The organism is Streptomyces cyslabdanicus (assembly GCF_052663305.1).
Genome location: NZ_JBQRUW010000003.1, coordinates 178,266 through 191,513, shown reverse-complemented (window position 1 = coordinate 191,513; position 13,248 = coordinate 178,266). Strand labels below are relative to the sequence as shown.

Annotated in this window: 11 protein-coding genes and 2 tRNA genes; 8 read left to right on the top strand and 5 right to left on the bottom strand. The window is 70.6% G+C overall.

Annotated features, from left to right (window positions below):
- The first annotated feature begins 221 nt into the window (after window positions 1-221).
- From ehuB to ACTYVM_RS03075, 5 genes are all read left to right on the top strand, one after another.
- On the top strand, window positions 222-1,121 hold the full coding sequence (gene ehuB / locus ACTYVM_RS03095; protein ID WP_445524403.1) for an ectoine/hydroxyectoine ABC transporter substrate-binding protein EhuB: 900 nt from the start codon (window positions 222-224) through the stop codon (window positions 1,119-1,121).
- Window positions 1,122-1,136: 15 nt separating this feature from the next.
- Window positions 1,137-1,880: an ectoine/hydroxyectoine ABC transporter permease subunit EhuC gene (ehuC, locus tag ACTYVM_RS03090; RefSeq protein ID WP_445524402.1), complete on the top strand. Its 744-nt coding sequence runs from the start codon at window positions 1,137-1,139 to the stop codon at window positions 1,878-1,880.
- Window positions 1,877-2,521 carry an ectoine/hydroxyectoine ABC transporter permease subunit EhuD gene (ehuD, locus tag ACTYVM_RS03085; protein WP_445524401.1) on the top strand — a complete coding sequence of 215 codons (645 nt, stop codon included), beginning with the start codon at window positions 1,877-1,879 and terminating at the stop codon, window positions 2,519-2,521. Before ehuC ends, ehuD begins: the two co-directional genes overlap by 4 nt.
- A complete protein-coding gene (gene ehuA / locus ACTYVM_RS03080) occupies window positions 2,511-3,344 on the top strand; it encodes an ectoine/hydroxyectoine ABC transporter ATP-binding protein EhuA (RefSeq protein ID WP_445524400.1) in 834 nt (277 codons plus the stop codon). The genes ehuD and ehuA overlap by 11 nt, the downstream gene beginning before the upstream one ends.
- A 134-nt stretch (window positions 3,345-3,478) precedes the next feature.
- A tRNA-Lys gene (locus ACTYVM_RS03075) sits at window positions 3,479-3,552 on the top strand.
- Between the two features lie 55 nt (window positions 3,553-3,607).
- Here ACTYVM_RS03075 and ACTYVM_RS03070 read toward each other — a convergent pair.
- The 4 genes from ACTYVM_RS03070 to ACTYVM_RS03055 all read right to left on the bottom strand — a co-directional run bounded on the left by ACTYVM_RS03070 (window position 3,608) and on the right by ACTYVM_RS03055 (window position 7,386).
- On the bottom strand, window positions 3,608-4,051 hold the full coding sequence (locus ACTYVM_RS03070) for a DUF3592 domain-containing protein (RefSeq protein WP_445524399.1): 444 nt from the start codon (window positions 4,049-4,051) through the stop codon (window positions 3,608-3,610).
- Between the two features lie 98 nt (window positions 4,052-4,149).
- Entirely contained in the window at window positions 4,150-4,755 is a 606-nt protein-coding gene (locus tag ACTYVM_RS03065) for a lytic polysaccharide monooxygenase auxiliary activity family 9 protein (protein WP_445524398.1), read from the bottom strand.
- A 119-nt stretch (window positions 4,756-4,874) separates the two neighbouring features.
- Window positions 4,875-6,020 carry an SPFH domain-containing protein gene (locus tag ACTYVM_RS03060; protein ID WP_445524397.1) on the bottom strand — a complete coding sequence of 382 codons (1,146 nt, stop codon included), beginning with the start codon at window positions 6,018-6,020 and terminating at the stop codon, window positions 4,875-4,877.
- Between the two features lie 73 nt (window positions 6,021-6,093).
- A complete protein-coding gene (locus ACTYVM_RS03055; RefSeq protein ID WP_445524396.1) occupies window positions 6,094-7,386 on the bottom strand; it encodes a peptidoglycan-binding protein in 1,293 nt (430 codons plus the stop codon).
- Between the two features lie 184 nt (window positions 7,387-7,570).
- Here ACTYVM_RS03055 and ACTYVM_RS03050 point away from each other — a divergent pair.
- The 3 genes from ACTYVM_RS03050 to glxA all read left to right on the top strand — a co-directional run bounded on the left by ACTYVM_RS03050 (window position 7,571) and on the right by glxA (window position 12,065).
- Window positions 7,571-7,647, top strand: a tRNA-Lys gene (locus tag ACTYVM_RS03050).
- A gap of 501 nt (window positions 7,648-8,148) precedes the next feature.
- Window positions 8,149-10,134, top strand: coding sequence for a glycosyltransferase family 2 protein (locus tag ACTYVM_RS03045; RefSeq protein ID WP_445524395.1), 1,986 nt, complete (start codon window positions 8,149-8,151; stop codon window positions 10,132-10,134).
- A complete protein-coding gene (gene glxA / locus ACTYVM_RS03040) occupies window positions 10,131-12,065 on the top strand; it encodes a radical copper oxidase GlxA (RefSeq protein ID WP_445524394.1) in 1,935 nt (644 codons plus the stop codon). Before ACTYVM_RS03045 ends, glxA begins: the two co-directional genes overlap by 4 nt.
- Before the next feature lie 91 nt (window positions 12,066-12,156).
- On the opposite strand, the gene ACTYVM_RS03035 is transcribed toward glxA, so the two are convergent.
- Window positions 12,157-13,185 carry a glycoside hydrolase family 6 protein gene (locus ACTYVM_RS03035; protein ID WP_445524393.1) on the bottom strand — a complete coding sequence of 343 codons (1,029 nt, stop codon included), beginning with the start codon at window positions 13,183-13,185 and terminating at the stop codon, window positions 12,157-12,159.
- Between the last annotated feature and the right edge of the window lie 63 nt (window positions 13,186-13,248).

Below are 13,248 nucleotides of genomic sequence, written 5' to 3'. Positions count from 1 at the left end.
CGCGCTCGTGGAGCAGGACGAGGTCCACGACCCGTCGGTCCGGAGGCACCGGAGTTCACACCCGCCCCGCGTCTCGCCGGCCGGACACGGAACGGTCTCCGCCCGGACACCGTTGGATCACATCCCCAAGTCCACCCGCATAGACCACGGAGATCGGGCAGGCGCCACCACTATCCGCGAAGGGCCCGAGCCGACGAGGCTCTCTTGGAGGGTGAGTGTCCATGTCCGAGTTCCCCAACCTGTCCCGCCGGGGCTTTCTGACCAGAGCCGCGACCGTGGGCGGCATGCTCGCCGTCCCCGGGCTGCTGGCCGCGTGCAGCAAGACGGACAGCGGCGACGGCAAGGGCTCGAAGCTGGAACAGCTGAGGAAGCAGGGCTATGTGAAGGTGGCCTACGCCAACGAGGCCCCGTACGGCTTCGAGGAGGGCGGGCAGCTCAAGGGCGAGGCGCCGACGCTGCACCGGGAGATCTTCAAGGCCCTGGGCGTGGACGAGCTGAAGCCGACCTTCTCCGAGTGGGACGGTCTGATCCCCGGGCTCCAGGCCGGCAAGTACGACGTGATCAGCGCGGGCATGGCCATCATTCCGGAGCGCTGCCGGAAGGCCCTGTTCTCCGAGCCGGAGTTCGTCTCGCCCACCGCGATGATGGTGAAGAAGGGCAACCCGAAGAAGCTGACGGACCTCGCCTCCGCCAAGGCGGCCGGGGCCACCGTGGGCGTGATGTCGGGCGCGGTGGAGAAGGGCTACGTCACCGCCGCCGGCATCTCCGAGAGCGGCATCCGCACGCTCCAGAAGCCGCAGGACGGCGCGGACGCGGTCGCCCAGGGCAGGGTCGACGCCTTCGTGCTGACGGGCATCTCACTGCGTTGGCTGGCCAGGACCAACCCGAAGGTGGAGGTCACCGAGTCCTTCGTGCCGGTGGTCGACGGCGTGCGGCAGTACAGCCCGGGCGGCGCCGTCTTCCGCAAGAACGACGAGGAACTCCGGAACGCCTTCAACGAGCAGCTGAAGAAGATCACCTCGGATCCGGACCGGTACGTGCGGCTCGTCGGGGAGTACGGGTTCGGCAAGGACACCATCCCGCCGGCGGACCTGAAGACCGCCGACCTGTGCAAGGGCTGACGGGGACGCCTGTCCATGGGTGACTTCTACACGTACTTCTTCGACCACATCTCCACCGTGTGGTCGGGGCTCCTGGTGACGGTCGAGGCCACGGTCTTCGGTTCGGCCGTCGCGCTCGCCCTGTCCTTCGTGTTCGGCTTCGCGGCGGGCAGCAGGTTCCTGCTCGCGCGCGGCGCCTCACGGGTGATCGTGGAGTTCCTCCGCGGCACCTCGCTGTACGTTCAGCTGTTCTGGCTGTACTACGCCTTCCCGCTGCTGTCCGGGTACGAGCTGTCGCCGCTGTTCTGCGGTGTGGTGGCGTTCGGCATGAACTACGGCGCCTACGGCTCCGAGGTGGTGCGCGGCGCGCTGAACGCCGTGCCCAGGGCGCAGTGGGAGGCCGCCGTCGCGCTGAACATGACGCCCCTGCAACGCATGCGCCGGGTGATCCTGCCGCAGGCGTGGGTGCAGATGATCCCCTCGTTCACGAACCTGCTGATCCAGTTGCTGAAGTGCACCCCGCTGCTGTGGCTGATCTCCGCGGCCGACCTGACGACGGTGGTCCAGCAGATGCGTGACCGCACCGGCGCGACCACCTGGGCCTATCTGACCCTGCTGGTGATCTACTTCGTCCTCGCCTACGCGCTGACCCTGTTGATGAACGCTCTGGAGCGGCACGCCAAGTCCCGGCTCGGCCTGCGCACGGACCGCCGCTCGCTGCTGCGCCGCCGCGGATCCGAGCCGGCGCGCGAACCCGAGATGGCGGGAGGTGCCTCGTGAGCTACGACTGGGACTGGGGCGCGGTCCGCGACTCGCTGCCGCTGCTGTGGCACGGCTTTCTGACCACGCTGCTGGCCACGGTCCTGGGCACGGCGGTGGCCGCCATCCTCGGCCTGCTGGTGGCCGTGGCCGGGCGGGTGCCGAGCCGGCTGGTCACCGTGCCGGTGCGGGCGGTCACCGAGTTCGTGCGGTCCACCCCGCTGCTGGTGCAGTTGGTCGGTGCCTACGCGGTCTTCAACACGGTGGACCCGCTGACCATCGGCGTCACGGTGCTCGGCATCCACTACGCCTCCTATCTGTCGGAGGTGTACCGGGCGGGCATCGACGCCGTGCCGAAGGGCCAGTGGGAGGCCTGCCGGGCGCTGTCCCTGTCGCCGCGCCGCACCTGGCAGGCGGTGATCCTGCCGCAGGCGGTGCGCAAGGTGCTGCCGGCGCTGGGCAACTACGGCGTCTCGATGTTCAAGGAGACCCCGTTCCTGGCCGTCATCACGGTCCAGGAGATGGTCGCCAAGGCCCGCGAGTACGGCGCGGACCACTTCACCTACGCCGAGACGTTCACCCTCGCGGGCCTGTTCTTCCTGGCGGCAAGCTATCCGACCTCGCTTCTGATGAGAAAGCTGGAGAAGCGCCTTGGCCACTGACCCTTTGCAGAGGACGCCGCCGCAGGCGCCCGAGAACGTGACGCCCGACGCGCCGCCCGCGGACCTGGTGCGCTTCGACCGGGTGGTCAAGCGCTTCGGTGATCAGGTCGTGCTCGACCAGCTGGACTTCGCCGTCCGGCGCGGGGAGCACGTGACGCTGATCGGGCCGAGCGGCTCGGGGAAGACGACCATCCTGCGGCTGCTGATGACGCTGGAGCGCGTCAGCGACGGCGTGATCCACGTGGACGGCGAGCCGCTGTCCCACATGCCAGGACCGGACGGGACCCTGCGCCCGGCGAACGAGAAGCACCTGCGCCGGATCCGCAGGAAGATCGGGATGGTCTTCCAGCAGTTCAACCTGTTCCCGAACATGAAGGTGCTCCAGAACATCACGGAGGCGCCCGTCAACGTGCTCGGGCTCGACCGCGAGGAGGCGGAGCAGCGGGCACGGGAGCTCCTCGACCTCGTCGGGCTCGCGGACAAGATCGACGCCCATCCGTCGCAGCTGTCCGGCGGCCAGCAGCAGCGGGTGGCGATCGCCCGGGCGCTCGCGATGCGGCCGGAGATCCTGCTCCTCGACGAGGTGACCTCGGCCCTGGACCCGGAGCTGGTGGCCGGTGTGCTCGACCTGCTGCGGGAGATCGCGCGCACCACCGACATCACGCTGCTGTGCGTGACCCACGAGATGAGCTTCGCCCGGGACATCTCCGACCAGGTGATGATGTTCGACTCGGGCCGGGTCATCGAGTCCGGACCGCCCCGGAAGCTCTTCGGCGATCCCGACCACGAGCGCACCCGGGAGTTCCTGAGCGCCGTTCTGTAGGGGGCCTCCGGGGGCGCCGGCGGCCTTCCGGGCCACCCCGGCGACCCCGGCCCACCGAGGTGGTCGAAGCACCCCCGAGGACCGGGTAGTATTTTCTTCGTCGCCGGCCGCGGGAAGCGGACGGCGGGAGTCATGCGCCGCTAGCTCAGTTGGTTAGAGCAGCTGACTCTTAATCAGCGGGTCCGGGGTTCGAGTCCCTGGCGGCGCACAGATGAAGGGCCCTTCGTGATCACGAGGGGCCCTTCGGCGTGTTCCGCGCACGGTCACATGCCGGCCATGTCGTTGTACGTGATCATGAACCCGACGCAGAAGCCCACGACCATGCCGAGGAACGCCAGGGTGGCGGCCAGTGCGGCCGCGTTGCGGGCACCGTTCGGCCGGCGGGCGGTGGCGAACACCTCGCGGCCGTCGGTGTAGTGCACCGGCACGATGTCGCCTTCGACGATCGTCGCCGGGCCGTTCTGCTCCTCGAACCGGACCTGGCGGCCGTCGCGGGCGGTGAACTCGTACACGTGGTGCAGGCGGGTGCGGACGCGGGATTCGTCGCCGCCGCGCGTCGTGGTGAACATCCGCAGACAGCGCGCCTCGGCGGTCAGCCCACTGCGCCAGGCGCGCCTGAGCCGCAGCGTGTGGCGGACGGCCACGAATGCCATGGTCAGGGCCACGGCCATGATGAAACCGGGCACGACGTAGAACATCGCTTCCATGAGATCCCCCGAACTCGGTGCCGCCGTGATCGGCCGGCGTGGGGGCAATGTACCCACGCCGGCCGGCCCGGTGGCTCAGGGAATGCTCAGATCCCCGCTCAGAACGTGACGTCGGAGCAGGCGTAGAACGCGTTGCCCGTGTCGGCGACCGTCCAGACCGCGAGGATGACGTGGTGGCCGCTCAGCCCGTTGGGCAGGGTGCCGCTGTGGCTGAGGGTGGCCGGCGGCTGCTGTCCGCCGTAGGGCACGGTCAGGAACGGGGTCGTGTTGAGGTCGGCGCGGGTCAGGGCGTGGTTCTCGTTCCAGCCCTGCTTGGTCACGTAGTACGAGAAGTCCGACGTGGCGTGCATGGCCGTGAACTGCCAGCGGAAGGTGTAGCTCTGGCCGCCGACGACCTTGGTGGTCGGCCAGGCGCCGCCCGAGGGGGTCTTGGGACTGTCGAGCTGGCTGAACCGGGTGTTGTTCCCGGAGCAGAGCCGCCCGTCGGCCGGCCCGGAGGCCGGGAAGCCCTTCGGGCCCTCGACGCTCTGCGGCTCCCACTGGATGTCGCCGCAGTTGGCGACGGCCCCGTTGGCGCAGAGTTTCTGCCGGCTGATGGGCAGGTCGGTGTAGCCGTGGCTGCTCGCGCCGCCGGTGGAGAGCACGAAGGCTCCGGCGGTCGTGAGGCCGAGCACGGCTGCGGAGATCTTTGCCTTGGTGCGCATACTGCCGCTCCTGGAGACGTGGGGGAGATTCAGTGAGCTGTGCAGGTCTAGACCAAGCTCAGGCTAGGGGCGCCACTTGAACATGTCCAGACCAAAGACGCGTCCTCCCCCGCCCCCCGTCACGGCCCCGGTTCCCGGCCTCCCGCGCAGAAGGCCACCGTCAAGTCCCGTACCAGCAGCTTGCGTTCGTAGTCGTCGAGGTCGACAAGACCCCGCGCGGTCAACCGGGTCACCGTGTCCTCCACCGAGTCCACCACCGAGGTCAGCCGGCTCGCCCGGTGCCGCGCGTCCAGGGCGTCGAGGCTGCGCCGGTGCACGGCGGCGGCGACCTCCGGCGGGTACTCGGCCCGGACCGGCTGGACCGAGAACACCTCGAGACCGACCGGCGCCACCTCCCGCGCCACCAGCCGGGTCAGCGTGTCCGCGGCGGCCGTCGCCCCCCGCGCGCCGTCCGGCGGGTCCACCGGCACCCGGGCCAGCGCCGCCTCGACGCACTCGCGCAGGTACGTCTCGTGGTCGTCGATCCCGAGCGTGGCCCGCGCGACGTCCCGCACCCGCCACACCACCAGCACCACCACCCGCAGCGCGACCCCGCCCGCGTCGGCGGCCGGCATCGGCTCGCTGCGCCAGTGCCGCAGCCTGACGTCGATCCGACGGCGCGGCATCAGCGGGTTGAGCCACAGCAGCCCGGTGCGCCGGACGGTCCCGCGGTAGCGGCCGAACAGGCCGAGCACCCAGGCCCGCCCGGTCCGGCCGCGGGCCAGCCCCCCGAAGCCGAACAGGGCGAGCGCCCCCGCCCCGGCGTACGCGGCCCACTGCGGCCCGCCGAGTCCGGCGCCCACGAACGCCGGCAGCCCCAGCAGCCGTGCGGCGACGCCCGGCAGCGCCCCGGCCCACCACGAGGTGAGCACACAGCCCGCCGTACCGCAGGCCCCGGCCAGCAGTCCGGCCGCCCCGGGCAGCACCCGCACCGGGCGCTCCAGCAGGTCGGGGTCCATCTCCGGCACCGGGCCGGCCGGCGCGGGCACCCGGTGACCGCTCACCGGCCGCGGCTGCTCGCCGGTACCTCTCCCGCCGCCCTCCACCGCGGGCACCACCGGCAGCGGGATCGTGTCGGGGCCGTCGCGGAACAGCAGATGGACGGGGATCTCGGTGGTGGCCTCGTTCTGGATGAGCCGGGGGACGCTGCGGCCCGCCCGGACGTCCGGGGCGATCACCGCCTCGCGGCCCTCGGATTCGGGTGTGGAAAACGTGGTCGTACTCATACCTGCCTCCAGCCTCCGCGCCAGATGGTTCAGACGTTCGTACGGTGGGTCGGCGGCCCCGGCGGGGCCGCTCTCATGCGAAGAGCCGGCGCCAGGTCTCGGGCCCCGGCAGCCCGTCCGCCGCGCCGCCCCGCCAGCCCTGGGCGCGCTGGAAGGCCTCGACGGCCCGCCGGTCCGCGTCCGACCAGCGCGACCCCGGCCCGTTCGGGTAGAACCGGCCGTACCCCTTCTTCACCAGCTGCCGGCCCAGTTCGGTGACGTACCGGTTGTCGGCGCCGGGCCGGAACATGCCCCGGCCCGGATAGCCGGGCACCCCGTGCGAGGCGGGGGCCGCGGCCTTGATGTCCTTGCCCTTCCCGGTCACCAGGAGCTGCCACGTCCGCGGCCCGGGCAGCCCGTCCGCGGCCGCCCCGGTCCAGCCCTGGGCCCGCTGGAAGGCCTGGGTGGCCCGCCGGTCCGCGTCCGTCCAGCGCGGGCCGGGCCCCTTGGCGTAGTAGGAGGCGCCACCGCGGGCGACGAGCATCCGGCCCAGCCGGGTGACATGGGGGTTGTTGGCGCCGGGGCCGAAGTACGCCGCTCCCGGGTACGGCCCGGGCAACGCCGCGAGAGGACCGACCGCGCCCCGGGTCAGGCCCTTGTAGCGGTAGGGGACGTACCGCTTGGAGTTGGTCCAGTAGGCGTACGGGGTGGCCCTGCGGCGGGTGTGCGGCGGTGCCTGCTCGTAGGCGATGTAGGTGGTGTGCCGGTTGTCGGTCCAGCCGCCGAAGAGCACCACGTGCGAGCCCCTCTGAGGGTTGACGGGGTTGTGGAAGAGCAGGATGTCGCCGGGTTGGAGCTGCCCCTTGGTGATCCGCATCGCGTACCGGCCCAGGCTGCCGGTCCACTCGTTGCGCGGCAGGTCCCAGGCCATCGAGACGAAGCCCGAGCAGTCCTGGCGGTATCCGTCGCGCCAGTAGCGGCTCATGCTGTACGGCACCCGGGCGTCCAGCCACTTCTTGGCCCGGCTGACGATCTGCGACCGCGTGGCGGCAACGATCGCGGCGTGCTCCCCCACCTTGGTCGGGCCGCCGTGCCCGAACAGCGCGCCCACATCGCCCTGCGGCGTCTCGGACTCGCCGACCCGGGGCTGGTCGGCCGGCGCCCCGGGCGGCCGTCCGGCGGTGCGGGTGGTCGCCGCCGCCGGTGCCGCCTGACCCGCGCCGAGGACCGCGGCGGTGACGGCCGCCACGACCAGCGCGCGGTGCGCGGCGGCCGCACGGGCCGGGGGGCGGGCGGCCGGGGAGCAGGACGGGCCACGCCCGCGCACGCACCCGGGGCAGTCGCAGTCGCTCGCGGGATCGATTTCCTCGAACACCGGAGACTCCATGCGATCTTCCTCACACTTGATAGTACATATCCGGATCTGTGCACGTTGATCATTGCCACAACTGTCCACCCGACGCGAATATTGACGGTCCGAATGATGTACAGGACGCCTCCACCGCCCCCGCGCCCACGCACGGTGGGCCGGGAGGGCCCCGGAGATCATGTAAAGTGAACGATGTCAGCAGGCGCCGCTAGCTCAGTTGGTTAGAGCAGCTGACTCTTAATCAGCGGGTCCGGGGTTCGAGTCCCTGGCGGCGCACCACGACGAAGGCGAGCCCGGTCCACAGGACCGGGCTCGCCTTCGTCGTTCGAGAGTTTCCCCCGCCCCGGCTGAACACCTCCCCCGCCCCGGCCGTACAGAAGAGCAGGGCGGCGCACCCCTTGGGCACCCATTTCCGCAATGCGCACACATGACCGGTAAACTCCGGCTTTCGCGTCTTGCGATCATGCTGAACGCCGTAGAACCCTGGAGGCCAAACTGCCGTCCTTTGACGGCACTTGGGGGGTGTAGGGGATCTTGGGGGGTGTTGGGGGGTTGTAGCAGCCGGTTGCCCGGCCGCGCGGGGAGTCACGGATCCCCCGCGTCGACGGCCGCCACGGGGGGCAGCCATGCAACCGGCGGGCCGCGATGCCATGTCTTCGAGGTGGGACCGACCTGGAGGCGCGCGGCCGGCACGCAGACGTCTGCGCAGGGGCCGAGGGCGCCTCGAACAGACGAAGGAACCGACGAACACGCGCTCGCATGCGTGTGGGGGGATGAGTCATGACGTCGACGCCGACGGGCGCCCGGCACGAGTCCGATCCTTCTGAGACGACCCGGCTACGGGTTCCGGGACACCGCACCAGCACCACGGGGACGTTCCGCAGAATCAGGAAGTCCCTGCCGAAATACGACTACGAGCACTACAGCCGGCTCGCCGGCCCCCTCACCGAACCCGACCCGGACCAGCCGTACACGGTGCGGTACCGCTCGCTGATCTCGCAGGAACCGCACCGCGTCCGGGTCGCGCTGATGCTCGCGGCCGCGCCGCTGCTGTCGCTGGTCCTGCTGGCCTGGCTGCTCCAGCCCAAGCACTGGACCGAACGCGACTACCCGGCCTACGACTTCCTGCCGGCCCTCGACATGGTGATGCTGGTCTCGATCGGCCTGATCGAGTTCTTCCGCTGCATGAACGTGCTGTCCAACGCGCACGCCACCCTCGTCGCCCGGGACCCGGTCCCGGTGGTGCCGCAGACCGGCACGCGGGTCGCGTTCCTGACCTCCTTCGTGCCCGGCAAGGAACCGCTGGAGATGGTGACCAGGACCCTGGAGGCCGCCGTACGGCTGCGCCACCGGGGCCTGCTGCACGTCTGGCTGCTCGACGAGGGCGACGACCCCGAGGTGAAGGCGGTCTGCGCACGCCTGGGCGTGCACCACTTCAGCCGCAAGGGCGTCGCACGCTGGAACCAGGCCAAGGGCCCGCACCGCGCCAGGACCAAGCACGGCAACTACAACGCCTGGCTCCAGGCGCACGGCGACGAGTACGACTTCTTCGCCTCCGTCGACACCGACCACGTGCCGCTGCCCAACTACCTGGAGCGGATGCTCGGGTACTTCCGCGACCCCGACGTCGGCTTCGTGATCGGCCCGCAGGTCTACGGCAACTACGACACGTTCGTCACCAAGGCGGCCGAGTCGCAGCAGTTCCTCTTCCACGCGCTGATCCAGCGGGCCGGCAACCGCTACGGCGCGCCCATGTTCGTCGGCACCTCCAACGCCGTGCGGATCAAGGCGCTGAAGCAGATCGGCGGCCTGTACGACTCGATCACCGAGGACATGGCCACCGGCTTCGAGATGCACCGCGCCAAGAACCCGGCGACCGGCCGCAAGTGGAAGTCGGTGTACACCCCGGACGTGCTCGCGGTCGGCGAGGGCCCGAACGCCTGGACGGACTTCTTCACCCAGCAGCTGCGCTGGTCGCGGGGGACCTACGAGACGATCCTCAAGCAGTACTGGAAGGGCTTCGGCACCCTGCCGCCGGGCCGGCTCTTCAACTACACGATGATGATCATCTTCTATCCGATGTCCGCCCTCAACTGGATCCTGGCGGCGCTGAGCTGCGCGCTGTTCCTGGGTCTTGGCGCCTCGGGCGTGAACATCGACCCGACCGTGTGGCTGATGCTGTACGGCAACGCCTCGGCGCTCCAGATCGGCCTGTACGTGTGGAACCGCCGGCACAACGTCTCCCCGCACGAGCCGGAGGGCTCCGGAGGGGTGGCGGGCATGGTGATGTCGGCGCTGTCGGCGCCGGTCTACGCGCGCTCGCTGATGGACGCCGTGCTGCGGCGCGGGAGCAGCTTCGTGGTGACCCCGAAGGGCCAGTCGGCCAGCCCCGACACGCTGTTCGGGACGTTCCGCATCCACTGGTTCTTCATCCTGGTCTTCGGCGGCTCGCTCGTCGCGGGGTTCGCCCTGGGGCACTCCCACCCGGCGATGATCACCTGGGCCACGTTCGCCATGCTCGTCACCGCCGCGCCGATCCTCGCCTGGCGGTGGTCGCTGCGCCGGGAGCGGAAGCAGCGGGCGTCCACGGCCGCCGCGCCGGAGCCGTGGGACACGGTCCCGGCGCATCCACACCGGGCGCACACACCGGCCCGGGGGACGCCGGTCGGAACGGACGGAGCACACGGCGCACACGGCGCAGAAGGAACGACGGGCGAGCACACCATGCAGATCGCCCTCGGTGGACTGGGGGGACGTAAGGAATGAGGGAGCAGGCCGGCCTCCGCCGCGCCCGACGGCTCGGGATCGGCGCGGTGGTGGTACTCGCTCTGGCCGGGATGAACGGGCCGTGGCTCTACCGCTTCGGCACCGAGCGCTATCACGAGTACAAGATCAACAGACCCGAGTACAAGGCCGAGAACGGCCACTGGGAGATCGTCGAGTTCCCGAAGGAGTACCGGCAGAACACCATCCACGCCGTGCTGCTGCACACGGGCAAGGTGCTGATGGTCGCCGGCTCGGGCAACAACAAGGAGAACTTCGACGCCCGGCGGTTCGACAGCCGCATCTGGGACCCGGTCAAGGGCACCGTCAAGAAGGTGCCCACGCCCGAGGACCTGTTCTGCACGGGCCACACCCAGCTCGCCGACGGCAACATCCTGATCGCCGGCGGCACCAAGCGGTACGAGAAGCTCAGGGGCGACGTCACCAAGGCCGGCGGCCTGATGATCGTCCACAACGAGAACCCGGACAAGCCGATCACGCTGCCCGCGGGCACGAGGTTCACCGGCAGGGAGAACGGCAAGACGTTCGTCTCGAAGGACCCGGTGCTGGTGCCGCGCGCCAGGAAGAACTTCGACAAGGCCGGCAGGTTCCTGGGCAACACCCCGGGCCTGGGCCGCATCTACGTCGAGGCGCAGAAGAGCGGCGCCCGGCACGAGACCGGTGCCCAGGACAACTACCGGATCCAGGGCCTGTCCGGCGTCGACACCCGCAACACCTACGGCATCGCGGAGAAGCTCGCCCTGGACAAGAAGGACTTCCAGGGGATCCGGGACGCCTACGAGTTCGACCCGGTCGCCGAGAAGTACATCAAGGTCGACCCGATGAAGGAGGCCCGCTGGTACCCGACGCTCGCCACCCTGAGCGACGGGCGGATCCTCAGCGTCTCCGGGCTCGACGACATCGGCCAGCTCGTCCCGGGCAAGAACGAGGTCTTCGACCCCACGACCAGGAAGTGGACGTACACGCCGAAGATCCGTCAGTTCCCGACCTATCCGGCGCTGTTCCTGCTCCAGAGCGGCAAGCTGTTCTACTCCGGCTCCAACGCGGGCTACGGACCGGCCGACGTGGGCCGCGACCCGGGCCTCTGGGACGTGGACAGCAACGAGTTCGCGAAGCTGCCCGGCCTGAGCGACGCACGGATGATGGAGACCTCCGGCACGGTCCTGCTGCCGCCCGCGCAGGACGAGCGGTTCATGGTGATCGGCGGCGGCGGGGTCGGCGAGTCCCCGCTGGCCAGCGTCAAGACCCGCGTCATCGACCTGAAGGCGAAGAACCCGCGCTTCACGGACGGTCCGACGCTGGAGAAGGGCACCCGCTACCCGCAGTCCTCGATCCTGCCCGACGACTCCGTCCTGGTCTCGGGCGGCTCCGAGGACTACCGGGGCCGCGGCGACTCCAACATCCTCCAGGCCCGGCTCTACCACCCGGGGACCAACACCTTCAATCAGGTGGCCGACCCGCTGGTGGGCCGCAACTACCACGCCGGCTCGATCCTGCTGCCGGACGGCCGGGTGATGTTCTTCGGCTCCGACTCGCTGTACGGCGACAAGGCCAACACCAAGCCCGGCACGTTCGAGCAGCGCGTCGAGATCTACACACCGCCGTACCTGTTCCGGGACGCGCGGCCCTCCCTGTCGGGCGGCCCGCGGACCATCGGCCGGGGCAGCTCCGGCACGTTCACCTCGCAGCACGCGGGCACGGTCAAGAAGGTCCGGCTGATCCGCCCGAGCGCCTCCACGCACGTCACGGACGTCGACCAGCGCTCGATCGCGCTGGACTTCACCACGTCCGGCGACACGATCACGGTGACGGTCCCCAAGAACCGGAACCTGGTGCAGTCGGGGTGGTACATGCTGTTCGTCGACGACGACCAGGGGACGCCGAGCAAGGCGCAGTGGGTGAAGGTCCCTTAGTGGGGGCCGGGTCCCGGGAGCGGTTCCGGGACCTCGTGTACGTGGGGGCGCCCTCCTTCAGGGGGCGCCCCCACGTCACGTCCCGCCGCCTCTACCTGCCTGCCTTGGCCAGCTTCAGCGCGTAGTCGGCCCACCAGTCCCCCGCCTTCGGGCCGCCCTTGCAGGTGCCGTCGGACTCGCCGGGCCGCTTGACCCACAGGTAGGCGTCGGCCAGCGGGTCGGCCGTCGTGGTCGTGGGGGTCTCGCCCAGGGCCCGGCCGGGCGGGTTGCACCAGCGCTCGCCCGGATCCCCGCCGTCGTAGGGGCCGTTGCCGTTGCGGCTGGTGTCGACGACGAAGTGCGTGCCGCCGAGCCTGGCGGACAACTGCCTGCCGTAGGCGAGGGAGTCCTGGGTGGAGTAGAAGTTGGAGACGTTGACCGCGAAGCCGTCGGCACGGTCCGCGCCCGCGCGCCGCAGCGGCTCGAAGATCTGGTCGGGGTGGCCCCAGCCCGCGTTGCCCGCGTCCACGTACACCTTGGTGCGCTTCAGGGACTTGAGCCGTTCGACCGCGCCCTCGAGCAGGTCGTAGCGCTCCTCGCGGAACTCCTCCGGGGTGCAGCCGTCCACCAGGTGCAGCAGGGCGTCCGGTTCCAGGACCACCGTGGCCGGGCGGTCGCCGATGCCCCGGGCCACGCCGTCCACCCAGGCGCGGTAGGCGTCCCCGTCGGCGGCGCCGCCCTGCGAGTACTGGCCGCAGTCGCGGTGCGGGATGTTGTAGAGGACGAGCAGCGCGGTGCGGCCCGCCTTGTCGGCGGCCTCGGTGAAGCCGCGGGCCTCCTGCTCGGGGTTCTCCGGGCCGATCCACTCGCCGGTCGGCTGACCGGCGATCTTCCGGATCTGCTCGGCGTCGGCCTTCCGTCCGGCCTTGAGGTAGGCGGCGACCTGCCGGGCCGCCCTGCTGTCCGGGTTGACCCAGAACGGGTCCGCATCCTTGGGCTGTTGGGTGAGCCCGGCGCCGTCGTCGTTCCCACCGTCCCCGGTGGTGCACCCGGCGGCCAGCAGTGCCGCCCCCAGCACCACCGCGGACGCCCGGACCCCCACCGCACGGGCACGCGAGAGGGTCCCTCTCCTGCCGTACATGCCTTCCCCCCTGCTGCACTTGGCCAGATCCCATGCTGTCACAGGTCACCGGTCGCCCGAGGC

Bases quoted from the DNA above. Each gene is read 5' to 3' on its own strand.
- ehuB (WP_445524403.1), top strand. From the start codon at position 222: ATGTCCGAGTTCCCCAACCTGTCCCGCCGGGGCTTTCTGACCAGAGCC.
- ehuC (WP_445524402.1), top strand. From the start codon at position 1,137: ATGGGTGACTTCTACACGTACTTCTTCGACCACATCTCCACCGTGTGG.
- ACTYVM_RS03070 (WP_445524399.1), bottom strand. From the start codon at position 4,051: ATGGAAGCGATGTTCTACGTCGTGCCCGGTTTCATCATGGCCGTGGCC.
- ACTYVM_RS03065 (WP_445524398.1), bottom strand. From the start codon at position 4,755: ATGCGCACCAAGGCAAAGATCTCCGCAGCCGTGCTCGGCCTCACGACC.
- ACTYVM_RS03060 (WP_445524397.1), bottom strand. From the start codon at position 6,020: ATGAGTACGACCACGTTTTCCACACCCGAATCCGAGGGCCGCGAGGCG.
- ACTYVM_RS03055 (WP_445524396.1), bottom strand. From the start codon at position 7,386: ATGGAGTCTCCGGTGTTCGAGGAAATCGATCCCGCGAGCGACTGCGAC.
- ACTYVM_RS03045 (WP_445524395.1), top strand. From the start codon at position 8,149: ATGACGTCGACGCCGACGGGCGCCCGGCACGAGTCCGATCCTTCTGAG.
- glxA (WP_445524394.1), top strand. From the start codon at position 10,131: ATGAGGGAGCAGGCCGGCCTCCGCCGCGCCCGACGGCTCGGGATCGGC.
- ACTYVM_RS03035 (WP_445524393.1), bottom strand. From the start codon at position 13,185: ATGTACGGCAGGAGAGGGACCCTCTCGCGTGCCCGTGCGGTGGGGGTC.